Below are 19,512 nucleotides of genomic sequence, written 5' to 3'. Positions count from 1 at the left end.
TAGATGCGGATACCGATACATTGATGGTGCTAGAACATCTTGCTTGTAATGTTGTGCATCAAAGTGAGGATGCAAAAGAAGGAGTTCAAGCGTTCCTGAACAAAAAGAAACCGGTGTGGACTGGATTGTAAGAGTTAGGAGGAAAAAAATGATTAAATTTGTTGTCCTAGCACGACGTCCGAGTGATTGGGAAAAGGAACGTTTCTTGGAATGGTGGCGTGGTCCTCATGCAGATATGGCTAAGAAATTACCAGGGGTGTTAGCTTACACTCATGGAAAGGTAGAAAAAGATTTCGATCAACGTAATGGGGAACCGGAATGGGACGGACTTGCGCAACTTTATTTTAAGGATCGGGAAGCCTTAAATCGAATGTTGATATCACCTGAGTGGGTAGCTGCAGTTGAGGATACAGCATCAATGGGAGGGAAGCGAATTGCATTGATTATGGATGAGGTGGATTTATTGGCTGAAGAAATTGGTACAGCTACACAACCACCTAGAGCAGCTTCCCGTAGCTCTCGATTTGTTCTCGATACGTTTGATTTACGCGGGAAAACAGCGTTGATAATGGGGGGGCACGGGGTATTAGCTAGTACTATGGCTAAAACACTTGCAGAATTAGGCTGTAATGTTGCCTTAGCGGCTCGTAAGGAATCTCTATGCGTTAGTTTGGCAGAGGAAATAACCAAAACTTACAATGTAGAGGCGATTGGTCTCCGTTGTGACATTACCAATCAACAAGAAGTAGAAAACACAGTAACGGAAACTATAAACCGCTTTGGCACCATAGATATTCTAATTAATAGTGCAGGAACGTTTTGGTCGGGTCCGCCAGAAGAGATTCCTCTAAATGGCTGGACTAAAGTGATTGATGTAAACCTAACCGGAACTTTCCTATGCTGTCAATCAGCTGCAAAACATATGATTAAAAATGGCGGAGGAACCATTATTAATATTACTTCTTCGGGAGGGCTAATGTCCTTCCCGCCGGAAGCCGGTGAGGTTGTTCCTTATACAACGTCAAAAGCTGCTGTGATAAAGCTAACCCAGGACTTGGCTGTAAGCTGGGCGCATTATGGAATTAGAGTTAACAGCCTTGCACCAGGATCCATCGACTCAGGTTTCACGGAAGAAATTGATGAACAACGACAATCCTGGTTACGTAACCGTATACCTATGGGTCGTTTTGGAAGATCAGAAGAAATTTCAGGAGCTATTGCCTTCCTTGCATCAGAGGCTTCCAGCTTTATGACAGGTCAAACACTTGTTGTTGATGGTGGACAGACGATTGGATAGGAGGGGTCCTTTTGATTAATGAAATCGGTGATATAACATGGGGGACAGAAGGCCTCTGGAAACAGTTCGCCAGGTGGTTTGAAATGGACCCAGAATCAGTAGCGGTCTTTGATGGGGAAAGTCCGATAAAGCGAATTGACATTTACCGTAATGCATTAGTTTTAGCAGATCAGCTGTTGCAAGCGGGTATCGGGGCTGGTCACAGAATTCTTTTTGATTCGCATACATCAGTTGATACAGTTGTTATTGGACTTGCCCTTTCCAAATTAGGAGCAATCATCTGTCCGGTTAATTACAAGCTTGCTAACAAAGAACGACAATTAATTCTCGAACGACTACGTCCAACTGCTTATCTAAGCCATAGGAAAGAAAAAGCGGCTGTCGAGTTAGTTGGGTTGAAAAATATGTACTTGTATTTGCAGTCATCTCCGATTGTAGAGTCAACGTCCGAAGAGGAAACGGTTTTAATCGGCTTTACTTCAGGAACTACGGGTGTTCCCAAAGCAGTGCCACATACTGCTAGTTCACTTAATTATGCAAGTAAGTATTGTTCAAGCATTGTTGGTTTAAGGCAGGGTGAGCCCATCATGGCTATTTCGCCTCTCACCTCTGCTGCAGGATGGACATTTAACGTTCACATCGCGCTGTCGATGGGACATCCTTTAATTCTTATGGGAGAATGGAATCCACTTAAGGCACTTGAACTAATGGATTTGCATAAAAGTGCTTGGGGGATGTGTGTACCAACCCATCTTCTTCTAATGATGGAGGCAGTCCACTCAGGACAATGGACCCGTCATCTTCCTTCGATGAGAGCCTTATCAGTAGGTGGTAGTCCTAATTCCGTAGATATCGTCATCAATGCAAACAAGTTACTAGGTATTCAAGTACTCCGCATGTATGGAATGTCTGAATGCTTAGGACATGCATCGGTCCGTTTAACTGATCTTGAAGAACGTAAACTCATTTTTGATGGCGTGCCGTTTCCAGGAACTCATTTGGAAGCGTATGACAGTAAAGGAAAAAGTCTTCCGCGAGGGGAAATTGGAGAGGCAGGTGTCCGAGGTCCGTCTCTCTTTAAGGGCTACTTGCCAGGACTAGGGGCAGAACAAAATAAGCGAACGTCAGACGATGCTTTTTTAACGGGGGATTTAATCATTCGTGATGAGGAAGGATTCATTAGGGTTGTTGGAAGAATTAAGGACCAAATTATTCGTGGGGGATTTAAAATTGATGCAGCAGAAGTAGAGACCGCCTTGATGACACATCCGGCAATTGTTGAAGCAGCTGTTGTTAGTCGTCCAGATAAACTGCTAGGTGAACGAATCTGTGCTGTTGTATCGGTCCGAGCTAATCATGAGTTAATCTTAGATGACATATGTTCCTGTTTAAAAGAAATTGGGATTTCTAAAGCTAAGTGGCCAGAGTTTTTATTTATTGTACCATCTCTCCCAAAAACCGATTTTGGTAAAGTGGATAAAAACCGGGTGAGGGAGATTGTCTTAAAAGAAGATCAAACTCATGCTTAAATCTATCGAAAAATAATTAGACTTGCTCATAAGATTCTTTTACCTATCTGTAACTGGTATTTCCTGAAAAAGTAGGATGTGTTAATCGGTAGATGCAATACGTAAACAGATGGGTAGTGTGGATATTGCTTTTAATGTTCAAAAGTAGAAGTGAATTTCTGACCAATTTTAATAAACAATTAAAATAATGGTCTTTTGGACAAGTTAGTTCCATTTTCGATAAAGTGTTAGCAGCTGCTGTACAGGTTACGATCTATTAGTGTTGCCATCGAAAACTTCCTTTATCTTAATCTAGTATAGCTATCGAATGCTAGAGGAACATAACATGAAGTTTTTGTACATGTTTTAATAACCTGATTTGGAAGGAAGGAAATTGTTTTGGTTTCGAATATAAAATATGACTTAAAAGGACCAGAAGGTGCATCAGAAATTCTGCTTTTACATGAACTAGGCGGGAGCCGTTCTTCTTGGCAGTGGATTGATCCATATCTTGAAAATAACTTCAGGAGAATAATCGTTGACCTGCCAGGTGCTGGCGAAAGCCCCCTTGTCAATTCAGTCATGAGCCTAGATGATGTGGCTCGAAGTCTAATTGATTTATTAGATGACTTAAAGATAGAGACCATCAATTTAGCTGGGGTAGCGTATGGAGCGGTTGTTGCTGCCTATCTTGCTGCAAATTTTCCAGAGCGCATCTCTTCTGTCATGCTGATTGCGATTGGACCGCACATTAGTCAGGGGGTCTCTGATTATGTGTTTAATCGTGCAAATCAGGTAGAAAAGGAAGGGATGGAGGCAGTAGTAAACTATAGCCTGGAAAGTTCCTTTCCGTCCTCTTTCAGAGAACGCTTTCCCGAAATTGTTGCGAATTACAGAAATATATTTACAAGTAATAATCCTTATCATTATGCAGTTTGCTCTCGTGCAATTGCTAGAGCAGGTACAATATTGACCGAACGGATAAAGAGCATTCGCTCACGTGCTGTCGTAATTGGGGGTATGCTCGATCCATCCTTCACACCTGAGGTTGTGGGTGAGGTTGGTCAACTCTTAAACCCACCTGTCAAACCTACTATTATGGAAGAAGCTGGACACTTCCCGCAAATTCAAGCTTCTGAAAAACTCGCAAACTATATGATAAAATTTTTTAACTCAAGAATATATATCTGATTTCTTGAAAGAGTGGTGACACGAATGTTTGATAAAGGACAAGCAATGTTATTGTGGGCATTAGAGTGTCAGCCGGAAATAACTGCGGAGTGGAACGAATGGTATAATCTGGAGCATCTGTCTTCACTAGTGCAAGTGCCAGGTTTTATAAGCGGAAATCGATATGAACAGGTAGAATCTTCTTCTCTATCACCTTTAAATCCTAGGTTTCCTGCCCCACGATATTTGAGTTTCTATGAGCTTTATGATGAAAAAGTGTTAGAGTCCGAGGCTTATCATATTAACCGAACATCTACAGGTCCAGGAATGCGGCCTGAATGGACAAAAAGAATGCTTACTTACATTACTAGTATAATGGGGGGAACCTATAAACCTCTTACTGATACTTGGTTGAATGATACGGACCGTACAGCTCAAAATGTGTGGGCACTATTCTTTGATCCGGAAGAATATGGAGAGGAGAAATTGGATCATTGGTACAATGACCAATTGTTCCCCATATTAAAGGAAAACGAGTCTATAAAGGCTTGCCGTCTAATTGGAACCGATCAGTCCTCTCCTAAAGTACAAGGAGGTGTACAACAACTGAAAGGTCCTAGGAGGATTTTGCTGTGCTCCGTTCAAGACCAATTTAATCCGGAAGTACAGCAAGCATCACTAGTGGAAGCGTGGAGAGGTGGAAGAGATTTTATCAGTGCAGCCCAAGCAGTATTATATAAGAGGATGTCAATAAAGTAGTAAATGAGAATTGACATTAATAGTTCGATGAATTTCTAAAGTCTAGTAACGAATAACATTGAGATCGTATAAAAGGTGAATCTTTAATGATTCACCCCATATCCATATTCTATTTATTTGCAAAGTAGAATACCTATTCACTTATCAAAAGATGAAAGTTGATTCACCTTTTAGTATTTTAGATGAAAACATGATGCAATAATCAAAGGAAAAACGATTTAAATATCGTTCTTCGTGGGAGGGTTAACATTGGAAAAAGCGAAAGAGAAACTTCCAGTACAGCCCGGGCTCTTTAATTCTTCAAAAGAACCATATGGTCTAATTGTTTCACAATGCTCTGAATGTGGTGAAATGGCCTTTCCAAAACAAATTTATTGCCCAGAATGCTGTACAGAAACGATGGAAGAATTGATTTTACATTCTAGGGGGAAATTGAAAAGTTTTACTGGAATTTATTCCCCTACACCAGGATACAAAGGGGAAGTTCCATATACAGTTGGTGTCGTTGAATTTCAAGAAGGTATCAGAATTATGGGTCTAACAACAGAAAAGACAATTGACCATTTAGAAGCAGGGATGGAAGTTGAAATCATTTTTGATTTGGCATATGTGGAAGAAGGTAAAGAATATATAACATTTAAGTATAAACCAGTTCCATAGGGAAGGGAGGGTTTCTATTGGATGAGGTTGTGATTGCTGGAGTAGGAATGCATGAGTTTGGCCGATTTAATGATAAGAGTTACAGGGATTTAGGTTCAATAGCTGCAAAACGTGCTTTAGCAGATGCTAATATGACCATGAAAGATATCCAAGCGGCTTTCTCTGCAAATGTGTATGAGATTTCCGCATCAGGCCATAACGTACTAGAAAGATTAGGTCTTCCAGGTATCCCTATTGTGAATGTAGAAAATGCGTGTGCGAGCGGTGCTTCTGCTTTACGTCTTGCATGCCAAGCAGTTGAATCAGGGGTTTACGATATAGTCCTTGCAGTTGGGTTTGAAAAAAGCCCAAGGGGATTTTTACATGGTGCTGGATATGATTATTGGCAGGAAGCGACGGGGTTGGGAGCAAACCCTATTTATTTCGCGACAAGTATTCATGAACACATGGTGGAATATGGAACGACAAAAGAACAATTAGCTTATATTACTTCTAAAAGTCATAAGTATGCTGTTCATAACCCCTATGCGATGTTTAGAAAAGAACTATCGATTGAAGAGATACTTAATGCACGAATGGTCTCAGATCCCTTAACACTTTACATGTTGTGTGCTCCAAATGATGGTGCAGCAGCTGCTATCATTTGTAAGAAGAAAACGGCCCAAAAGTTTACAAAGAACTATGTCACTATTGCTGCTTCCGTTTTGGAAACGAGACGAAGAGGGGATATGTTCGTACCGGCTGTTTCCGCACCTGTCCACACGTCTTATCCAACACTTGCTGAACGAGCAGCTCACGCAGCTTATGAGATGGCAGGAATTAGTCCTGAAGAAATTGATGTAGCGGAAATACAAGATGTGGATGCAGGTTCTGAGATTATCTATTCCGAAAGATTAGGTTTTTGTCCGATAGGAGAGGGAGGGCTGAGAGCTCAGGTTGGCGAGACTTCCATCGGAGGCAGGATTCCTATAAATGTTAGTGGTGGAATTCTTTCCAGGGGTGAACCTGTTGGGGCATCTTCTCTTGGACAAATTGCTGAGGTTACTTGGCAGTTAAGAGGAGAAGCGGGTGCTAATCAAGTAGAAGGAGCGAAGGTTGCATTATGTCATAGTGAAGGGGCAGGAGGGAACTCCTGTGTCACCATCTTAAAAAGATAGGGGGAAAAGTAAAAATGATTGATTCTAAAACAGCATCTAAAAATAGTCGAGCGGGAGGAAGAATAAGTAAGAGCTATCTGAGTGAAAATCATGAAATATTCAGACGTGCTTTAAAGAAGTTTTTAGAAAAAGAAGCAGTACCATACTTTGAACAGTGGGAGAAAGAAAAAAAGGTCTCGCTTTCCTTCTGGAAAAAGATGGGGGAACAAGGTTTTCTTTGTCCATGGGCGGATGAAAAGTATGGCGGGGCTAATGCAGACTTTGGATATTCGGTAATTATCAATGAAGAGTTGGAAAGAGTCGGTGGCGGGTTAGTGGGAATCAATAATCATAATGACATTGTAGTCCCGTATATAAATACATTTGGAACTGAAGAACAAAAGCAACGTTGGATTCCTAGATGTATTACAGGCGATATCATTACTGGAATTGCAATGACTGAACCAGGCGGAGGTTCTGATGTTGCAAGTTTAAAGACTACAGCGGTTAGAGAAGGTGATTACTATATTTTAAATGGTGAAAAAACGTTTATTACAAGTGGCATTGTAGGAAATTTATTTGTGGTTGCCTGTAAAACGGATCATATGGCTACACCTGCACATAAAGGAGTAAGTCTTATTGTAGTGGAGAGCAATACGCCTGGCTTTTCTAAAGGACGCCAGTTAGAAAAGGTTGGCCAACACTCTTCGGATACATCTGAACTCATCTTTGATGACGCTCGTGTACCAGCTGAAAATCTATTAGGAGAAGAAGGTAAAGGATTTTATTACTTAATGGAAAAACTTCAACAAGAGCGGTTATTAGTTGCTGTTGGGAGCGTGGCTACAGCAGAAAAAATGCTTGAAGTCACGATTGATTATGTTAAACAGAGGGAGGCTTTTGGAAAAGCAATTAGTAAACTGCAAAATACACAGTTTAAAATAGCCGAAATGGCAACCGAGATTGTTATTGCAAGAACCTTTGTAGATGATTTAATCGTTAATCATATGGAGAAAAAAGACGTTATTACCCAAGTTTCAATGGCAAAGTGGTGGATTACGGAGATGACAAAAAGAGTTGCTACTACTTGTATGCAATTACATGGTGGTTATGGATTTATGGAAGAATATGAAATTGCTAGACGTTTTAGAGATGTTCAAGCAACTACCATTTATGCCGGTACAAATGAAATTATGAAAACCATCATTGCAAAGCGAATGGGACTCTAAGGGCTAACATCACTGAAAACGACCAAAGTTATATTAGTATAAAAAATTCAGATGAGCGTTATTTGTTGTTGATTTCATTGACGGTTGCTTGACCAATAAGCGACCGTCAGGGTCCTTTTCTATCACACTACAAAATTCTTTAACTTCTAAATATATATCCCTATCATGATTAAAAAAAATTTCCGGGAAGGGAGCTCTACAATGGAAAATGAAGCGGTCATAATGCAAGTAAATAATGGGATAGCCACAATCACTCTGAATGAACCTAATTCTCTCAATGCCCTTTCAGGTGCAATCATTGAGAAGTTGAACCATTTCTTCAATTCTATAAAAAATGATTCTTCTATTCGTGCTGTTATTCTAACAGGAAATGGGAGGTCCTTTTGTGCTGGTGGCGATATAAAGGGGTTTTCAAAAGTGACTTCTGCAGCCAGCGGGAGAAAATATATGCAAAAGCATAGTTACTTTCTAAAGGAATTGGTTAATATGGAAAAACCCGTGATAGCGGCGGTTAATGGTTTTGCTATCGGAGCGGGATTCAGCATTGCAATCGCATGTGATATTGTGATTGCCTCCTCTAAGGCCAAATTTGGATTGAGTTTTAATAAAGTTGGCCTAGTTCCTGATCTAGGGGCACTCTATCATTTACCAAGAATCGTTGGGATGGCAAGAGCAAAGGAGCTTGCGTTCTCAGATAGAATTCTTTCCGCAAGCGAAGCGAAAGATTATGGCATATGCCTAGAAGTTGTTGAGGAAGATCATCTATTAAATTTTTGCACCGAATTAGCGGATTCATTTGTCGCTAATCCACCAATTGCCATTGGGCTAACCAAAACAATGTTAAATCACAGTATGGAATCTTCATTGGAGGATATTCTCAAAGAAGAAGCAATGGTCCAAGGGATTGTATTTAATACACAGGATCATCAAGAAGGGGTTCGTGCTTTCATTGACAAAACAAAACCTAATTTTACCGGTTCTTACCAATAAGGTGTATATAAGATGTAAAATTTTTTCCTTTGTTACTTAGATTACTGATCTAGCCTCGTTGTTTGTAAAGGAGGGGAATTCACTTCTAGTTAATAATAATAAAGGATGTGAATCAGTGAGAAGATTTAACTTAGAGAATAAAGTGGCAATAGTTACTGGAGGAAACCGCGGATTAGGAAAAGCGATTTCGTTAGCGCTAGCGGAAGCTGGTGCAGATATTGTGATCGTCGGCCGGAATGAAGAAAAAAATAAAGAAGTAGTTGCCGAAGTGAAAGAGTATGGAAGAGAGGTAATCAGTATTCCGACGGACCTTCGGGATATCTCAGCAACCAAAGAAATGATGGGAACAGTAGTTAGACACTTCGGAAAAATCGATATTTTAGTTAATAATGCAGGAATCTCGCATACACAGTTGGCCTTCGATATCTCCGAGAGTGATTGGGATAAGGTAATGGACTTAAATGTAAAATCACTGTTTTTCTGTTGCCAATCTGCGGGGAAGGTAATGAAAGAGCAAGGATATGGAAAAATTATCAACCTTGCCTCTGTAGCAGGTGCTGTCGGTGATTATGGGATAGCTCCTTATACGGCAAGTAAAGCTGCAGTAATTAATTTAACAAGGTCGTTGGCGCTTGAATGGGTAAGACATGGCATCCAAGTGAATGCGATTGGACCTGCCTACATTGAAACAGAGTTGAATAGACAAGAGTTAAGCAATCCAAAAATCCGAGCAAAATTGATTGGGAAGACTCCGATGAATCGATTAGGAGAACCAGAAGAAATAACCGGTGCTGTCATTTTGTTAGCTTCGGAGGCTAGCAGTTTTATCACAGGGCAAACGATTTATATAGATGGTGGATGGTTAGCTCAATAAGTATTCTCTTTGGGGAAGGCAATGTTTCCTTATCATGATATGAAATAAATGAAGAAAAAAACAAAAGGAGGGATAATCTTGTTTGACTTTACCCCAAATGGAGCGCAAAAAGCAATGGTAGATAAAGCGACCAAAATTATGCACAATTATGTTTTTCCAAATGAAAAATATATGGTCCCGCATCGTGGATTACCTCAGGAAATTTTAAAGCCATTACAACAAATTGTGAAGGAAAATGGTTTGTGGGCTGGACATCTACCAAAAGATGTAGGTGGAATGGGAATGGGTTTTGTCTCATTAGGATTGTTGTCAGAAGTGATTGGTCAAAGTCCTATCGGCCCATATGTTTTTGGTTCAATGGCTCCTGACGCTGGTAACGGCGAGATTTTAGTTCATGCAGCGACTGAGGAACAAAAACAAAAATATTTAAAGCCACTGGCAGATTATGAAGTTCGTTCCTGTTTTGCTATGACGGAGCCGGAAGTATCAGGTTCTGACCCAAGAACACTCCAAGGAACAGCAATAAAAGATGGAAACGAGTGGATCATCAATGCCCATAAGTGGTTTACCACTGGTGCAGAGGGAGCTGCTTTTGCCATTGTGATGGTCGTAACAGACCCGGAAGCCGAGCCTCATCATCGCACGAGCTTGTTCCTTGTAGATACTGGGACACCAGGCTTTGAGATTGTGCGTGAAGTTCCTGTCATGGGAGATCATTATATAGGAGGACATTGTGAAGTTCAGTTTCATAATTGCCGAATTTCAGAGAATAATTTGCTGGGGAAACGAGGAGATGGATTCAAACTAGCTCAGCTTCGATTAGGTCCTGGGAGGATTACCCACTGCATGCGCTGGCTAGGTGTAGCACGACGGTCCTTGAATGAAATGATAGCCTATTCTTTAACGAAAAAAGATGGGGCTCAAACACTGGCAGATTCGCAAATTATTCAAAACGATCTTGCAGATTCAGAAGCAGAAATTCAGGCTTCCAGATTACTAACACTACAAGCTGCCTGGAAAATGGACCAAGGGGACCAAGCAAGGAAAGAAGTTTCACTTGCTAAGTTATATGGCGCTCAAGTCTTAAATAATGTCATCGACCGAGCTATTCAAAATCTAGGAATGTTGGGATTGACGCCAAATACACCACTAGAAGGGTTATATAGAGAAGCAAGAGCCGCTCGAATTTATGATGGAGCGGATGAGGTACACCGAATGGTGGTTGCTCGACAGGTATTAAAGAATTACCAATCAAAGGAGAAACTATATGAGCAAACTACAAGTCAATGAGATTAATTGGTCCATTGTCGAGGAGTATCTCCGTCAAGAAATACAAGGGCTAAGTTCTTCCCCCCTTGAGGTAAACCAATTCTCAGCAGGATATTCGAACTTAACTTACCTTATTTCTATTGGGGACTGGCAAGGAGTTTTGAGAAGGCCACCATTTGGTCCCATTCCTCCCAAGGCCCATGATATGAAAAGAGAGTTCGAAATACTTGAAAAATTGAATCGTGCTTTCCCGCTTGCACCAAAGCCATATTTATACTGTGCGGACCCAAATATTATGGAACGCCACTTTTATGTGATGGAGAAAAAAGAGGGGTGTGTGTTTGATGAAACTATCCCAAATGAATATGAAAATAAGGAAAACGTAGGACAACATGCATCAAAAGCTTTAGTTGATACACTAGTCAAATTGCATGCTGTTAATTATAAAACTGCTGGGTTAGATACCATCGGTTATCCAGATGGCTATTTAGGTCGACAGGTGAATGGGTGGATCAAGCGGTTCCACCAAGCGAAAACAAATGATATTCCTGCTGTCAGCTCTTTGGAAAATTGGCTTCTTGATAATATACCACCTTCTCTTTCGCCAACCATTGTTCATAACGATTTTAAATTGAATAATATGATGTTTGCAGCTTATGACCCGGGAGAGGTAATTGGTGTTTTTGATTGGGAGTTAAGTACGATTGGTGATCCACTAACCGACTTAGGTACGACACTTGCCTATTGGACCGAACCCGATGATAAAGTGACAGGGTTATCATCCGTTACAATGAATCCTGGATTTTTTACCAGAAGAGAAATATTAGAACTTTATAGTGAAAAAAGCGGTCGTGATATCACACATATTGACTATTATTTGACTTTCGCCTTTTACAAAATTGCCGTGATTCTTCAGCAAATCTATTATCGTTGGAAAATCGGGGAGGCAAAAGATAAGCGGTTTGGAAAATTGGATATAGGCATCAAGAATTTATTAGAACAAGCCTCTAAGGCGCAGAGAAAAGAAATGCTTCGCTGAGACTCTTCTGTATCCATTAGTTAAGAAAATCATCCAAATTATGATGGGGGTGGAATGACCTTGGCTAACGAGTTATTGAAACCGGAGTTAGAAAATGTAAAAGAAATTTTATCATCCATTTTATGCGATTATGCAGAAGATGCTGAGAAGTCATTCAAAAGAGATAGAAAAGAGTTGTCGAATGAAATCGTTAAACGTTTAAAACAAGTAGTTGATGATTATGGTTTAGATGGAATCGGTACAAATGAGGAATGGGGCGGCGCGGAGATATCCTTACTTGATAGAACGAAATTAGTAGAGGAAGCTTCCAAGCACCCATTTGGTCTTTACCATCCAGCTGCAGATGTGTTCGGAGGGGCATTTCCAAGTTTTTTAGCTGAGTGTACGAACAAACAGCGGGACTATTTTCTAAAGCCTGCCATGAAAACTGAAAAAGGCTGTTTTATCGCCGTTTGGGAGGAAGCTGAAGATAATGATTTAACCAAATTAACCACTTCAGCTATTCGAGATCAAGACAGTTGGATCATCACTGGTGAAAAGTCCTATATACAAAACCTAGATACATCGGGTTTTGGTGTTATCCTTGTAAATTGTCAACTTGAAAGTGGAGAGCTTAAACCAACTCTTTTTCTATTAGATTCTGTTGACCAATTGGAAAGGAAAGAAATGACTTTAATTGATGTACATTCTGCACACTCTATTATTTTTAATCAAACACGAATTTGTGACAATCAACGTATTGGTGCGATAGGTGATGGAACGAGATTTATAAAACAGTGGTTAGCCGAATCACAAGTTTTACTTGCCGCAAAATGCTTAGGTGTTTCCGTTCAAGCTATTGAATATGGGAAAGAATTCGCGAAAAAGAGGATTACGAGAGGAAAACCGCTTGCTGAATTTCCAACAATTCGAAATATGCTCGGGAAAGCGTATATCTCGTTGCAATCGGCTAGATTAATAGTGCAAGATGCTGCAAAAAGGATCGATAAGAATGAAGAGGATTGGGAGCTAATTGCTCAAACTGCGAAACTTCAGGCTACAGAAACTGCTTCAAAAATTGTGGATGATGTCTTACAAATTCATGGAGGTGCTGGTTTTGCTGGTGACTTGCCAATAGAAAGGTGGTATAAGGAGATTCGAATAGCAAGAGTAAACCATCTTAAATCGGAAACAATTATTGAAAATGTCTCATCTAAAGTATTGGAGTAACAAAAAATAATAAAGTAATAGTTTCATATAAAAGTTATTAAGTATCCATACTAGGAGGAATGTATATGCGTGAAGTGGTCATTATAGAGGGAGTTCGGACTCCTGTTGGAAAACGAAAAGGGGTTCTCAGTTCTATTCGTCCGGACGAATTAGCTGCTCATGTTTTAAACGAAGTAGTAGTACGTGCGGGCATAAGCACTAGTCTCGTAGAAGATGTCATATTGGGTTGTGTAACCCAAATAGAAGAACAAACATATAACATTGCCCGAATATCTGCCTTAATGGCAGGCTTTCCAATTCAGGTACCAGGGACAACAATTGACCGCCAGTGTGGATCTGGTCAACAGGCGATACATTTTGCGGCGCAAGCAATTATGAGTGGGGATATGGATATTGTGATCGCTGGCGGTGTGGAAAGTATGACTCGTGTCCCAATGGGATCATCGCGGAAAAATACCGATTGGAGTGAGATGCTGACTTCTCGCTTCGACATGATCCACCAGGGGTTGTCTGCGGAAAAGATTGCAGACAAATGGGAATTTACCCGGAAACAGTTAGATGAGTTTTCTCTAGAAAGTCATAATCGTGCATTGAATGCCCAAAGAGAAGGAAAGTTTGAAAGGGAGATTATGCCTCTAAAGGTCACACTTGAAGACGGAACAGTTATCAAGGTTAAACAAGATGAGGGTCCACGGGAAGGATCAACAATTGAAAAACTAGGAACCCTTAAACCAGCATTTGCGGAGGATGGAAAAATTCATGCAGGCAACTCAAGTCAAATGAGTGACGGCGCCGCAGCATTACTACTTATGTCCAAGGAGAAGGCGGAGGAATTAGGGCTTAAACCTAGGTTCCGAATCGCTGCCCGTGCAGTGATTGGTTCTGATCCTATCTTAATGTTGACGGGACCTATTGAAGCCTCTAAACAAGTATTAAATAAAGCAGGACTAACGATTGAAGACATGGATGTATATGAAGTGAATGAAGCATTTGCGTCAGTTCCAATGTGTTGGTTAGAAGAAATGGAAGCAGACCCTAGAAAATTGAATCCAAATGGTGGCGCAATTGCTTTAGGTCATCCTCTTGGTGCTACAGGTGCTCGTCTTATGGTTTCGATGATGCATGAACTCGAAAGAACTGGTGGTAGATTTGGACTTCAAGCTATCTGTGAAGGTGGTGGGATGGCTAATGGAACTATTATAGAAAGAATCTACTAATAATTAACTCATGCAGGTAATCTATTGGTTTCAATGAGGCTCAAAAATTCTCTAAACAAAAAGCATAGAAATTGTGTCAAAGGTTTTTTTAAACATGGTACAACTTTTCACGCATTGTTAATCATAAAAATTTAAGAACAAAAGGAGTGAGTTTTTGAAAAAAAATATCAATCGCCTAACTGTTATTGGATCAGGTGCTATGGGATCACAAATTGCGATGGTTTCAGCACTTGCTGGTATAGATGTTTATTTAAGAGATATAAGTGAAGAAAGCCTAAGAAAAGCAGAGGAATCATTGAATGGTCATATGAAAAAAAGAATACTCAAAGGCAAGCTATCTTCTCAAGAAGTGAAAGAAGCCTTTTCAAGACTGCATTTTGTAACGTCTTTAGAAGAAGCGCTAAAAGATACAGAATTTGTGATTGAAGCAATTGTTGAAGATCTCGAAGTAAAACGGCAATTATTTTCAGAAGTAGACGAATTGGTTTCAGAAGATGTGATTATTGCCACGAATAGCTCCACGATTGTAAGTTCGAAATTAGCGGATGCGACAAAACGTCCACACAAGGTATGTAATCTTCATTTCTTTAATCCTGTGCTAGTAATGGAATTAGTAGAGGTTGTAAAAGGGCTGCATACTTCAAACGAAACAGCGGACACTGCGGTTGAGTTTGTAAAACAAATCAACAAGACCCCAATTTTATTAAAAAAGGAAATTTCGGGATTTGTTGCTAATAGAATTTTGGGTGCACTAATAGACGAAGCAATTTATTTATTAGAAAATGATGTAGCGACTGTAGAGGAAATTGATCTTGCTTGTAAGAAAGCGCTTAATCATCCGATAGGTCCGTTTGCTCTCCTTGATTTAACCGGAATTGATGTGAATTATTATATCAGGAAAATCCTATATGAAGAAACTGGCGACGAATCAAAAAAGCCGCAAAGGGTCATCACAGAAAAATACTTCAAAGGAGAATATGGAAGGAAAACAGGAAAAGGCTTTTATACCTATAGTTAACGGCAATCTAATCCATTAACAACCCATGACATCAGCAGTCGCTTAAACCAAAGGAAATGCATCACCCCAAGAAAGCAATGATCCTTGGCGAGTCATTGTAACGTTTATAAAGAGGGCGAATGGATATACCTCTAAAGTTCAATAAGTTCTATAGGGAATACAATTATTTTCACTTGAAAATTCGATACCAAAATAGGCCAAGCACTTTCCCAAAGATGCCTTGGCTTATTTCACTTTTTGAATAATTATTTTGATCACTGAATAGAGAATGAAGAACTTAATGAATATCTCTGTGATTATTTCAGGAAAAAGGCTGGATCTAAAAAAGGTTAGCTAGCATGGGTTTGGTCCAATACCGTATTCACACTAGATAATTAATGGTCGAATACATAACTCGTCAGTACATCTTTGGTACTTTTTTCATTAAAGTAGGACTGTTAATCCCATTCAGGTTGTAGAATAGAACAATACTCAGCCTTTTGAAGGGAGTAATGAAAACTTCTAAAGAAATAAGAGAAATCATCAAAAAGGAGTGTATGATTTTCATTGAAATCATACGAATCCAGAAATTTTTCAATAATGGATTGTTGATCTACTAGGTCGAATAATCCTGTTACATAAAGTTGATAGCTGAATTTATCATATAATGAATGAAAGCCTGTATCTTCAAAAATTTGCTTTACTAAATTTAATTCCACCTGTATTCACTCCTTTAAAACAATATACCTTTATATCCTTTTAGCTATTCAAAGATAATGGAATAAATGATTAAATGACATGATATATACTGGAATAATAAACAGAAATGGTATTTACTTTATCACTATCATATTTATATGGTAAGATTGAAAAGATTTAAAAAATAAAAAGTTAGAGTAAAGGAAGATACCGTTGAAAAAACCAGTAAAACTCATAATTGCACTTTCACTCATTATTATTGTTATATTGATGTTTTTTGTGTCTAAGGTAGTTTTTAACTCGGATAATAATTCTGAAGAAGCTGCTGATACGACTGTAATTTCTAAAGATTCAAGTTATCTGAAAGATACGGAAAAAGTATATATAGTCCAGGAATACAATGCAAAGAAAAAGAAAGATATTAAATTTGAACTAAGCTTTATTGGAACATCTAAAGGGTATGATACATGGTATGGAGCGGATACTTATTTAGAGAAGGAAAACAAGTATGGCTTATTTTACGGTGACGATAAACTACTGGCTTACCCGGTAGAGGTGGGCAAAAAGTGGGATGTCAAGCCTTTTACTTTCAACATTGAATCTGTTGATGAAACGGTTACAACTCCAGCAGGAACCTTTAATAACGTCGTAAAGGTTAGAACGACTGAAAATGGTTCAGATGAATACAATCTTACCTATTATGCAAAGGGTGTAGGTCAGATTTTAAAGGAATCTGTTGATTCTTCTAATAAAAAGACCATAAGGTTTGAACTCCAGGAAATAAAAGAAAAGTAATTGAGAAGTCTGCCTGTTTTTAAGAGAACCCACAGAGAGTTTCATTCTCTCTGTGGGTTTTTTTGAAGTGGGGCAAACGAAAAGGTAACTTAAGTGGTAGTCCTCTAGATTATGACAGATCTTATATCGTCCAAGTCTTTTTACGTTTAGAGGGTTGTCAGATGGGGATAATGTTCATACAGAAGAGATGCAAAAAAAGTAAAGAACGGAATGAACTAGCCCTAAGCTAATCCATTCCGTTCTTTACTTATATTGATACCTATATTTATTAACGATTTAAATTACTCTTATAAGAGGACCATTCCTACCAATCCACTTATTATTCCAAGAATCACTACAGAGGACACGACAAACAATAGGACTCTTTTAGGGAATGACTTAGCGACAAGTATTAAAGATGGCAGACTGATTGCTGGTAGTGTTAGAAGCAAGGCTGCAGCAGGTCCTCCACCAAGTCCTAAAGACATAAACGTTTGTATAATTGGAATTTCAGCAGCAGTAGGTATAACGAAAAGCATACCGGCTATTGCAAAGATGACAATCGCGATTATACCGTTTGTAGATGAGTCTACTTGAGGGAATAGCCAAACACGCGCAGCCCCAATAAGCAATACAGATAAAACATATGCAGGAACAATGTAAAGAACCATACTTCCTAAGCTTTTTAACCATCTAGAAAGGAAGTTTCCAGTAGTTTCAGTGTCCGTTATTATCTGGTCTATATCAACCGGTTTTTTGTCTTTAACAAAGCGATTAGCTAAATAGCTGATTCCGAAAGTTAAAATCAGTCCGAAAAATAGACGAATTAACGTGAATTTCCATGATAAAACAAATGTCATAAAGACAAGCGTCGCAGGATTGATGGTTGGATTGCCAATCCAAAATGCTAAAGCTGCACCAACTGAGACATTTTTTTTACGTAGTCCAACCGCCACTGGGGCTGAACAACAAGTACACATCATACCAGGGACCGAAGCTAACCCCCCGATGAATGTGCTGCCGAACGATGTTTTCCCAAGCCATTTAAGAAGCAATTGTGTTGGTAATAAGACTTGTACCAAAGAGCCGAGCAGGATTCCTAGTATGGCCGCTTTCCATACGGACGAGAAATAAACCTGTGCATAATCCCAGGCAGATTTCCATGATAGGGTGGCGCTGGACTGGTCTCCCAAAATAGATGTTCCAATGGAATGAGTATCGGCTGCTAGCATCCCTTTTTGATAATAGGGCCACCATTTTATATAAAGTAATCCTACAATAGCGATTACTAAAAATGAAACGATAAACCACAAAGCTTTAGTATTTGACGTGCGTTGTTCAAGTAGTGTAGGTCTTAGCTGTGACATGGTTACCTCCCAATAAAATAAAAAAATTTCAAAAGACAATATATTATACCACTAATCTTTAATTTATTTTGGTGAAATAGTAAATTTCACAAATTTAAGCCTGAATTATGCTTTTATTGACTATGTGTTTTATAATAATTAAGACGAAAAGAAAGGTTGATTTAATTATGACAAATTCAAATAGTGTTAAGCTTACTTCATTATCCTCAAAAGGAGGTTGTGGCTGTAAAATCGGTCCAGCAGACTTGGCTCAGGTTTTACGTGGTTTACCACCTACTCTTCCTAACCCGAATTTATTAGTTGGTTTAGATACAAGTGACGATGCTGGTGTTTATCGTTTAAATGATGAATTGGCGATTGTACAAACCGTTGATTTCTTCACTCCCATCGTTGATGATCCATATTCATTCGGACAAGTTGCGGCAGCCAATGCCATCAGTGATATTTACGCAATGGGGGGAAAACCGCTAACTGCGCTAAATATTGTTGCCTTCCCAATTTCCAAATTGGACAAACAAGTCTTAACTGATATCTTACGAGGTGCAGGAGATAAGTTAAAAGAAGCAGGTGCCACTCTTGTCGGGGGACATTCAATCGATGATAATGAACCAAAATTCGGTCTTGCCGTGACGGGACTTGTTCATCCTGACAAGGTCCGTACAAATGCAGGGGCAAAACCAGGGGATAAACTTATTTTGACTAAACCTATTGGTGTGGGCATTTTAACGACATCGATTAAAAGGGACCTTCTAACAGAGGAAGAAATCGCCCACGTTACAAAAGTAATGTCCACGTTAAATAAAATAGCTTCAGAAACGATGGAATCCTATGATGTCCATGCGTGTACGGACGTTACTGGTTTTGGTCTATTAGGGCATGCTTCAGAAATGTCAAAAGGAAGTAATACCGGTCTTCGTATCCATCATGCCCAAGTGCCAATATTGCCGAGGGTTAAAGAGCTAGCTGAAACTGGTGCCGTGCCGGGGGGAACAAAAAATAACTTTGCCCATCTTCAAGGTGATGTCACTTTCCCAGAAACAATGGATCAGATAGATCAATGGATATTATGTGATGCCGTAACATCTGGAGGACTTTTGATTTCCGTAGCAGGTGTAGAAGCAGATGCATTATTATCCGATTTACAAGATGCGGGAGTGGAAGCCGCAATAATTGGTGAAGTAACCGAAGAGAATCCAGGGCACATTGTTGTCATATAATGAACGAAAAATTTGCTTGGAAGAAATCGACGAAAGCTGATTTCTTCCATTCTCATTTCTCAACGTTTGAAGATATTCAAGTTTTTCTTTCAGATCCAGAA

General features: G+C 39.5%; 18 protein-coding genes. 16 read left to right on the top strand and 2 right to left on the bottom strand.

Going from position 1 to position 19,512, the window contains the following annotated elements; all coding sequences use genetic code 11:
- The first annotated feature begins 148 nt into the window (after positions 1-148).
- The 14 genes from ACQKIC_RS11910 to ACQKIC_RS11845 all read left to right on the top strand — a co-directional run bounded on the left by ACQKIC_RS11910 (position 149) and on the right by ACQKIC_RS11845 (position 15,375).
- The gene (locus ACQKIC_RS11910) at positions 149-1,297 is read left to right on the top strand and encodes an SDR family oxidoreductase (RefSeq protein ID WP_402868805.1); all 1,149 of its coding nucleotides are present in this window, start codon (positions 149-151) and stop codon (positions 1,295-1,297) included.
- Positions 1,298-1,308: 11 nt separating this feature from the next.
- Positions 1,309-2,826, top strand: a complete 1,518-nt coding sequence (locus ACQKIC_RS11905; protein WP_402988354.1) for a class I adenylate-forming enzyme family protein — start codon at positions 1,309-1,311, stop codon at positions 2,824-2,826.
- A 378-nt stretch (positions 2,827-3,204) separates the two neighbouring features.
- Entirely contained in the window at positions 3,205-3,996 is a 792-nt protein-coding gene (locus ACQKIC_RS11900) for an alpha/beta fold hydrolase (RefSeq protein ID WP_402988357.1), read from the top strand.
- Between the two features lie 24 nt (positions 3,997-4,020).
- Positions 4,021-4,734, top strand: a complete 714-nt coding sequence (locus tag ACQKIC_RS11895; protein WP_402988360.1) for a hypothetical protein — start codon at positions 4,021-4,023, stop codon at positions 4,732-4,734.
- Positions 4,735-4,983: 249 nt separating this feature from the next.
- Complete coding sequence (locus ACQKIC_RS11890) at positions 4,984-5,394, top strand: Zn-ribbon domain-containing OB-fold protein (protein WP_402988363.1); 411 nt, start codon at positions 4,984-4,986, stop codon at positions 5,392-5,394.
- 17 nt (positions 5,395-5,411) lie between these two features.
- Entirely contained in the window at positions 5,412-6,551 is a 1,140-nt protein-coding gene (locus ACQKIC_RS11885; protein ID WP_402988366.1) for a thiolase family protein, read from the top strand.
- Positions 6,552-6,565: 14 nt separating this feature from the next.
- On the top strand, positions 6,566-7,759 hold the full coding sequence (locus tag ACQKIC_RS11880; RefSeq protein ID WP_402868796.1) for an acyl-CoA dehydrogenase family protein: 1,194 nt from the start codon (positions 6,566-6,568) through the stop codon (positions 7,757-7,759).
- Between the two features lie 201 nt (positions 7,760-7,960).
- On the top strand, positions 7,961-8,749 hold the full coding sequence (locus ACQKIC_RS11875) for an enoyl-CoA hydratase/isomerase family protein (protein WP_402988369.1): 789 nt from the start codon (positions 7,961-7,963) through the stop codon (positions 8,747-8,749).
- A gap of 115 nt (positions 8,750-8,864) precedes the next feature.
- Positions 8,865-9,623: an SDR family NAD(P)-dependent oxidoreductase gene (locus ACQKIC_RS11870; protein WP_402988372.1), complete on the top strand. Its 759-nt coding sequence runs from the start codon at positions 8,865-8,867 to the stop codon at positions 9,621-9,623.
- Positions 9,624-9,701: 78 nt separating this feature from the next.
- Entirely contained in the window at positions 9,702-10,913 is a 1,212-nt protein-coding gene (locus ACQKIC_RS11865; RefSeq protein WP_427591194.1) for an acyl-CoA dehydrogenase family protein, read from the top strand.
- A complete protein-coding gene (locus tag ACQKIC_RS11860; RefSeq protein ID WP_402988378.1) occupies positions 10,891-11,931 on the top strand; it encodes a phosphotransferase family protein in 1,041 nt (346 codons plus the stop codon). The genes ACQKIC_RS11865 and ACQKIC_RS11860 overlap by 23 nt, the downstream gene beginning before the upstream one ends.
- A 60-nt stretch (positions 11,932-11,991) precedes the next feature.
- Positions 11,992-13,140: an acyl-CoA dehydrogenase family protein gene (locus ACQKIC_RS11855; protein ID WP_402988381.1), complete on the top strand. Its 1,149-nt coding sequence runs from the start codon at positions 11,992-11,994 to the stop codon at positions 13,138-13,140.
- Positions 13,141-13,205: 65 nt separating this feature from the next.
- Positions 13,206-14,357 (top strand): thiolase family protein, encoded by a 1,152-nt coding sequence (locus ACQKIC_RS11850; protein WP_402988383.1) that lies wholly within the window; start codon positions 13,206-13,208, stop codon positions 14,355-14,357.
- A 154-nt stretch (positions 14,358-14,511) separates the two neighbouring features.
- Entirely contained in the window at positions 14,512-15,375 is an 864-nt protein-coding gene (locus ACQKIC_RS11845; RefSeq protein WP_402988386.1) for a 3-hydroxyacyl-CoA dehydrogenase family protein, read from the top strand.
- 437 nt (positions 15,376-15,812) lie between these two features.
- Here the strand turns inward: ACQKIC_RS11845 and ACQKIC_RS11840 are convergent, their stop codons facing one another.
- The gene (locus ACQKIC_RS11840; protein WP_402868783.1) at positions 15,813-16,073 is read right to left on the bottom strand and encodes a hypothetical protein; all 261 of its coding nucleotides are present in this window, start codon (positions 16,071-16,073) and stop codon (positions 15,813-15,815) included.
- A gap of 193 nt (positions 16,074-16,266) precedes the next feature.
- Between ACQKIC_RS11840 and ACQKIC_RS11835 the strand changes: the two genes are divergently transcribed.
- Positions 16,267-16,848 (top strand): hypothetical protein, encoded by a 582-nt coding sequence (locus ACQKIC_RS11835; protein ID WP_402868781.1) that lies wholly within the window; start codon positions 16,267-16,269, stop codon positions 16,846-16,848.
- A 287-nt stretch (positions 16,849-17,135) separates the two neighbouring features.
- On the opposite strand, the gene ACQKIC_RS11830 is transcribed toward ACQKIC_RS11835, so the two are convergent.
- Complete coding sequence (locus ACQKIC_RS11830; RefSeq protein ID WP_402958667.1) at positions 17,136-18,194, bottom strand: permease; 1,059 nt, start codon at positions 18,192-18,194, stop codon at positions 17,136-17,138.
- Positions 18,195-18,361: 167 nt separating this feature from the next.
- Between ACQKIC_RS11830 and selD the strand changes: the two genes are divergently transcribed.
- Entirely contained in the window at positions 18,362-19,411 is a 1,050-nt protein-coding gene (gene selD, locus ACQKIC_RS11825) for a selenide, water dikinase SelD (protein ID WP_402868777.1), read from the top strand.
- Positions 19,412-19,512 lie beyond the last annotated feature (101 nt).

The sequence above is a fragment of the Peribacillus sp. NPDC046944 genome (genome assembly GCF_050272735.1).
Lineage (GTDB): Bacteria > Bacillota > Bacilli > Bacillales > DSM-1321 > Peribacillus.
This window is presented reverse-complemented; position numbering and strand designations above follow the sequence as displayed.

Excerpts from the sequence above, each read along its gene's own strand:
- ACQKIC_RS11910 (WP_402868805.1), top strand. The coding sequence starts at position 149 with ATGATTAAATTTGTTGTCCTAGCACGACGTCCGAGTGATTGGGAAAAG.
- ACQKIC_RS11895 (WP_402988360.1), top strand. The coding sequence starts at position 4,021 with ATGTTTGATAAAGGACAAGCAATGTTATTGTGGGCATTAGAGTGTCAG.
- ACQKIC_RS11880 (WP_402868796.1), top strand. The coding sequence starts at position 6,566 with ATGATTGATTCTAAAACAGCATCTAAAAATAGTCGAGCGGGAGGAAGA.
- ACQKIC_RS11875 (WP_402988369.1), top strand. The coding sequence starts at position 7,961 with ATGGAAAATGAAGCGGTCATAATGCAAGTAAATAATGGGATAGCCACA.
- ACQKIC_RS11860 (WP_402988378.1), top strand. The coding sequence starts at position 10,891 with ATGAGCAAACTACAAGTCAATGAGATTAATTGGTCCATTGTCGAGGAG.
- ACQKIC_RS11850 (WP_402988383.1), top strand. The coding sequence starts at position 13,206 with ATGCGTGAAGTGGTCATTATAGAGGGAGTTCGGACTCCTGTTGGAAAA.
- ACQKIC_RS11830 (WP_402958667.1), bottom strand. The coding sequence starts at position 18,194 with ATGTCACAGCTAAGACCTACACTACTTGAACAACGCACGTCAAATACT.
- selD (WP_402868777.1), top strand. The coding sequence starts at position 18,362 with ATGACAAATTCAAATAGTGTTAAGCTTACTTCATTATCCTCAAAAGGA.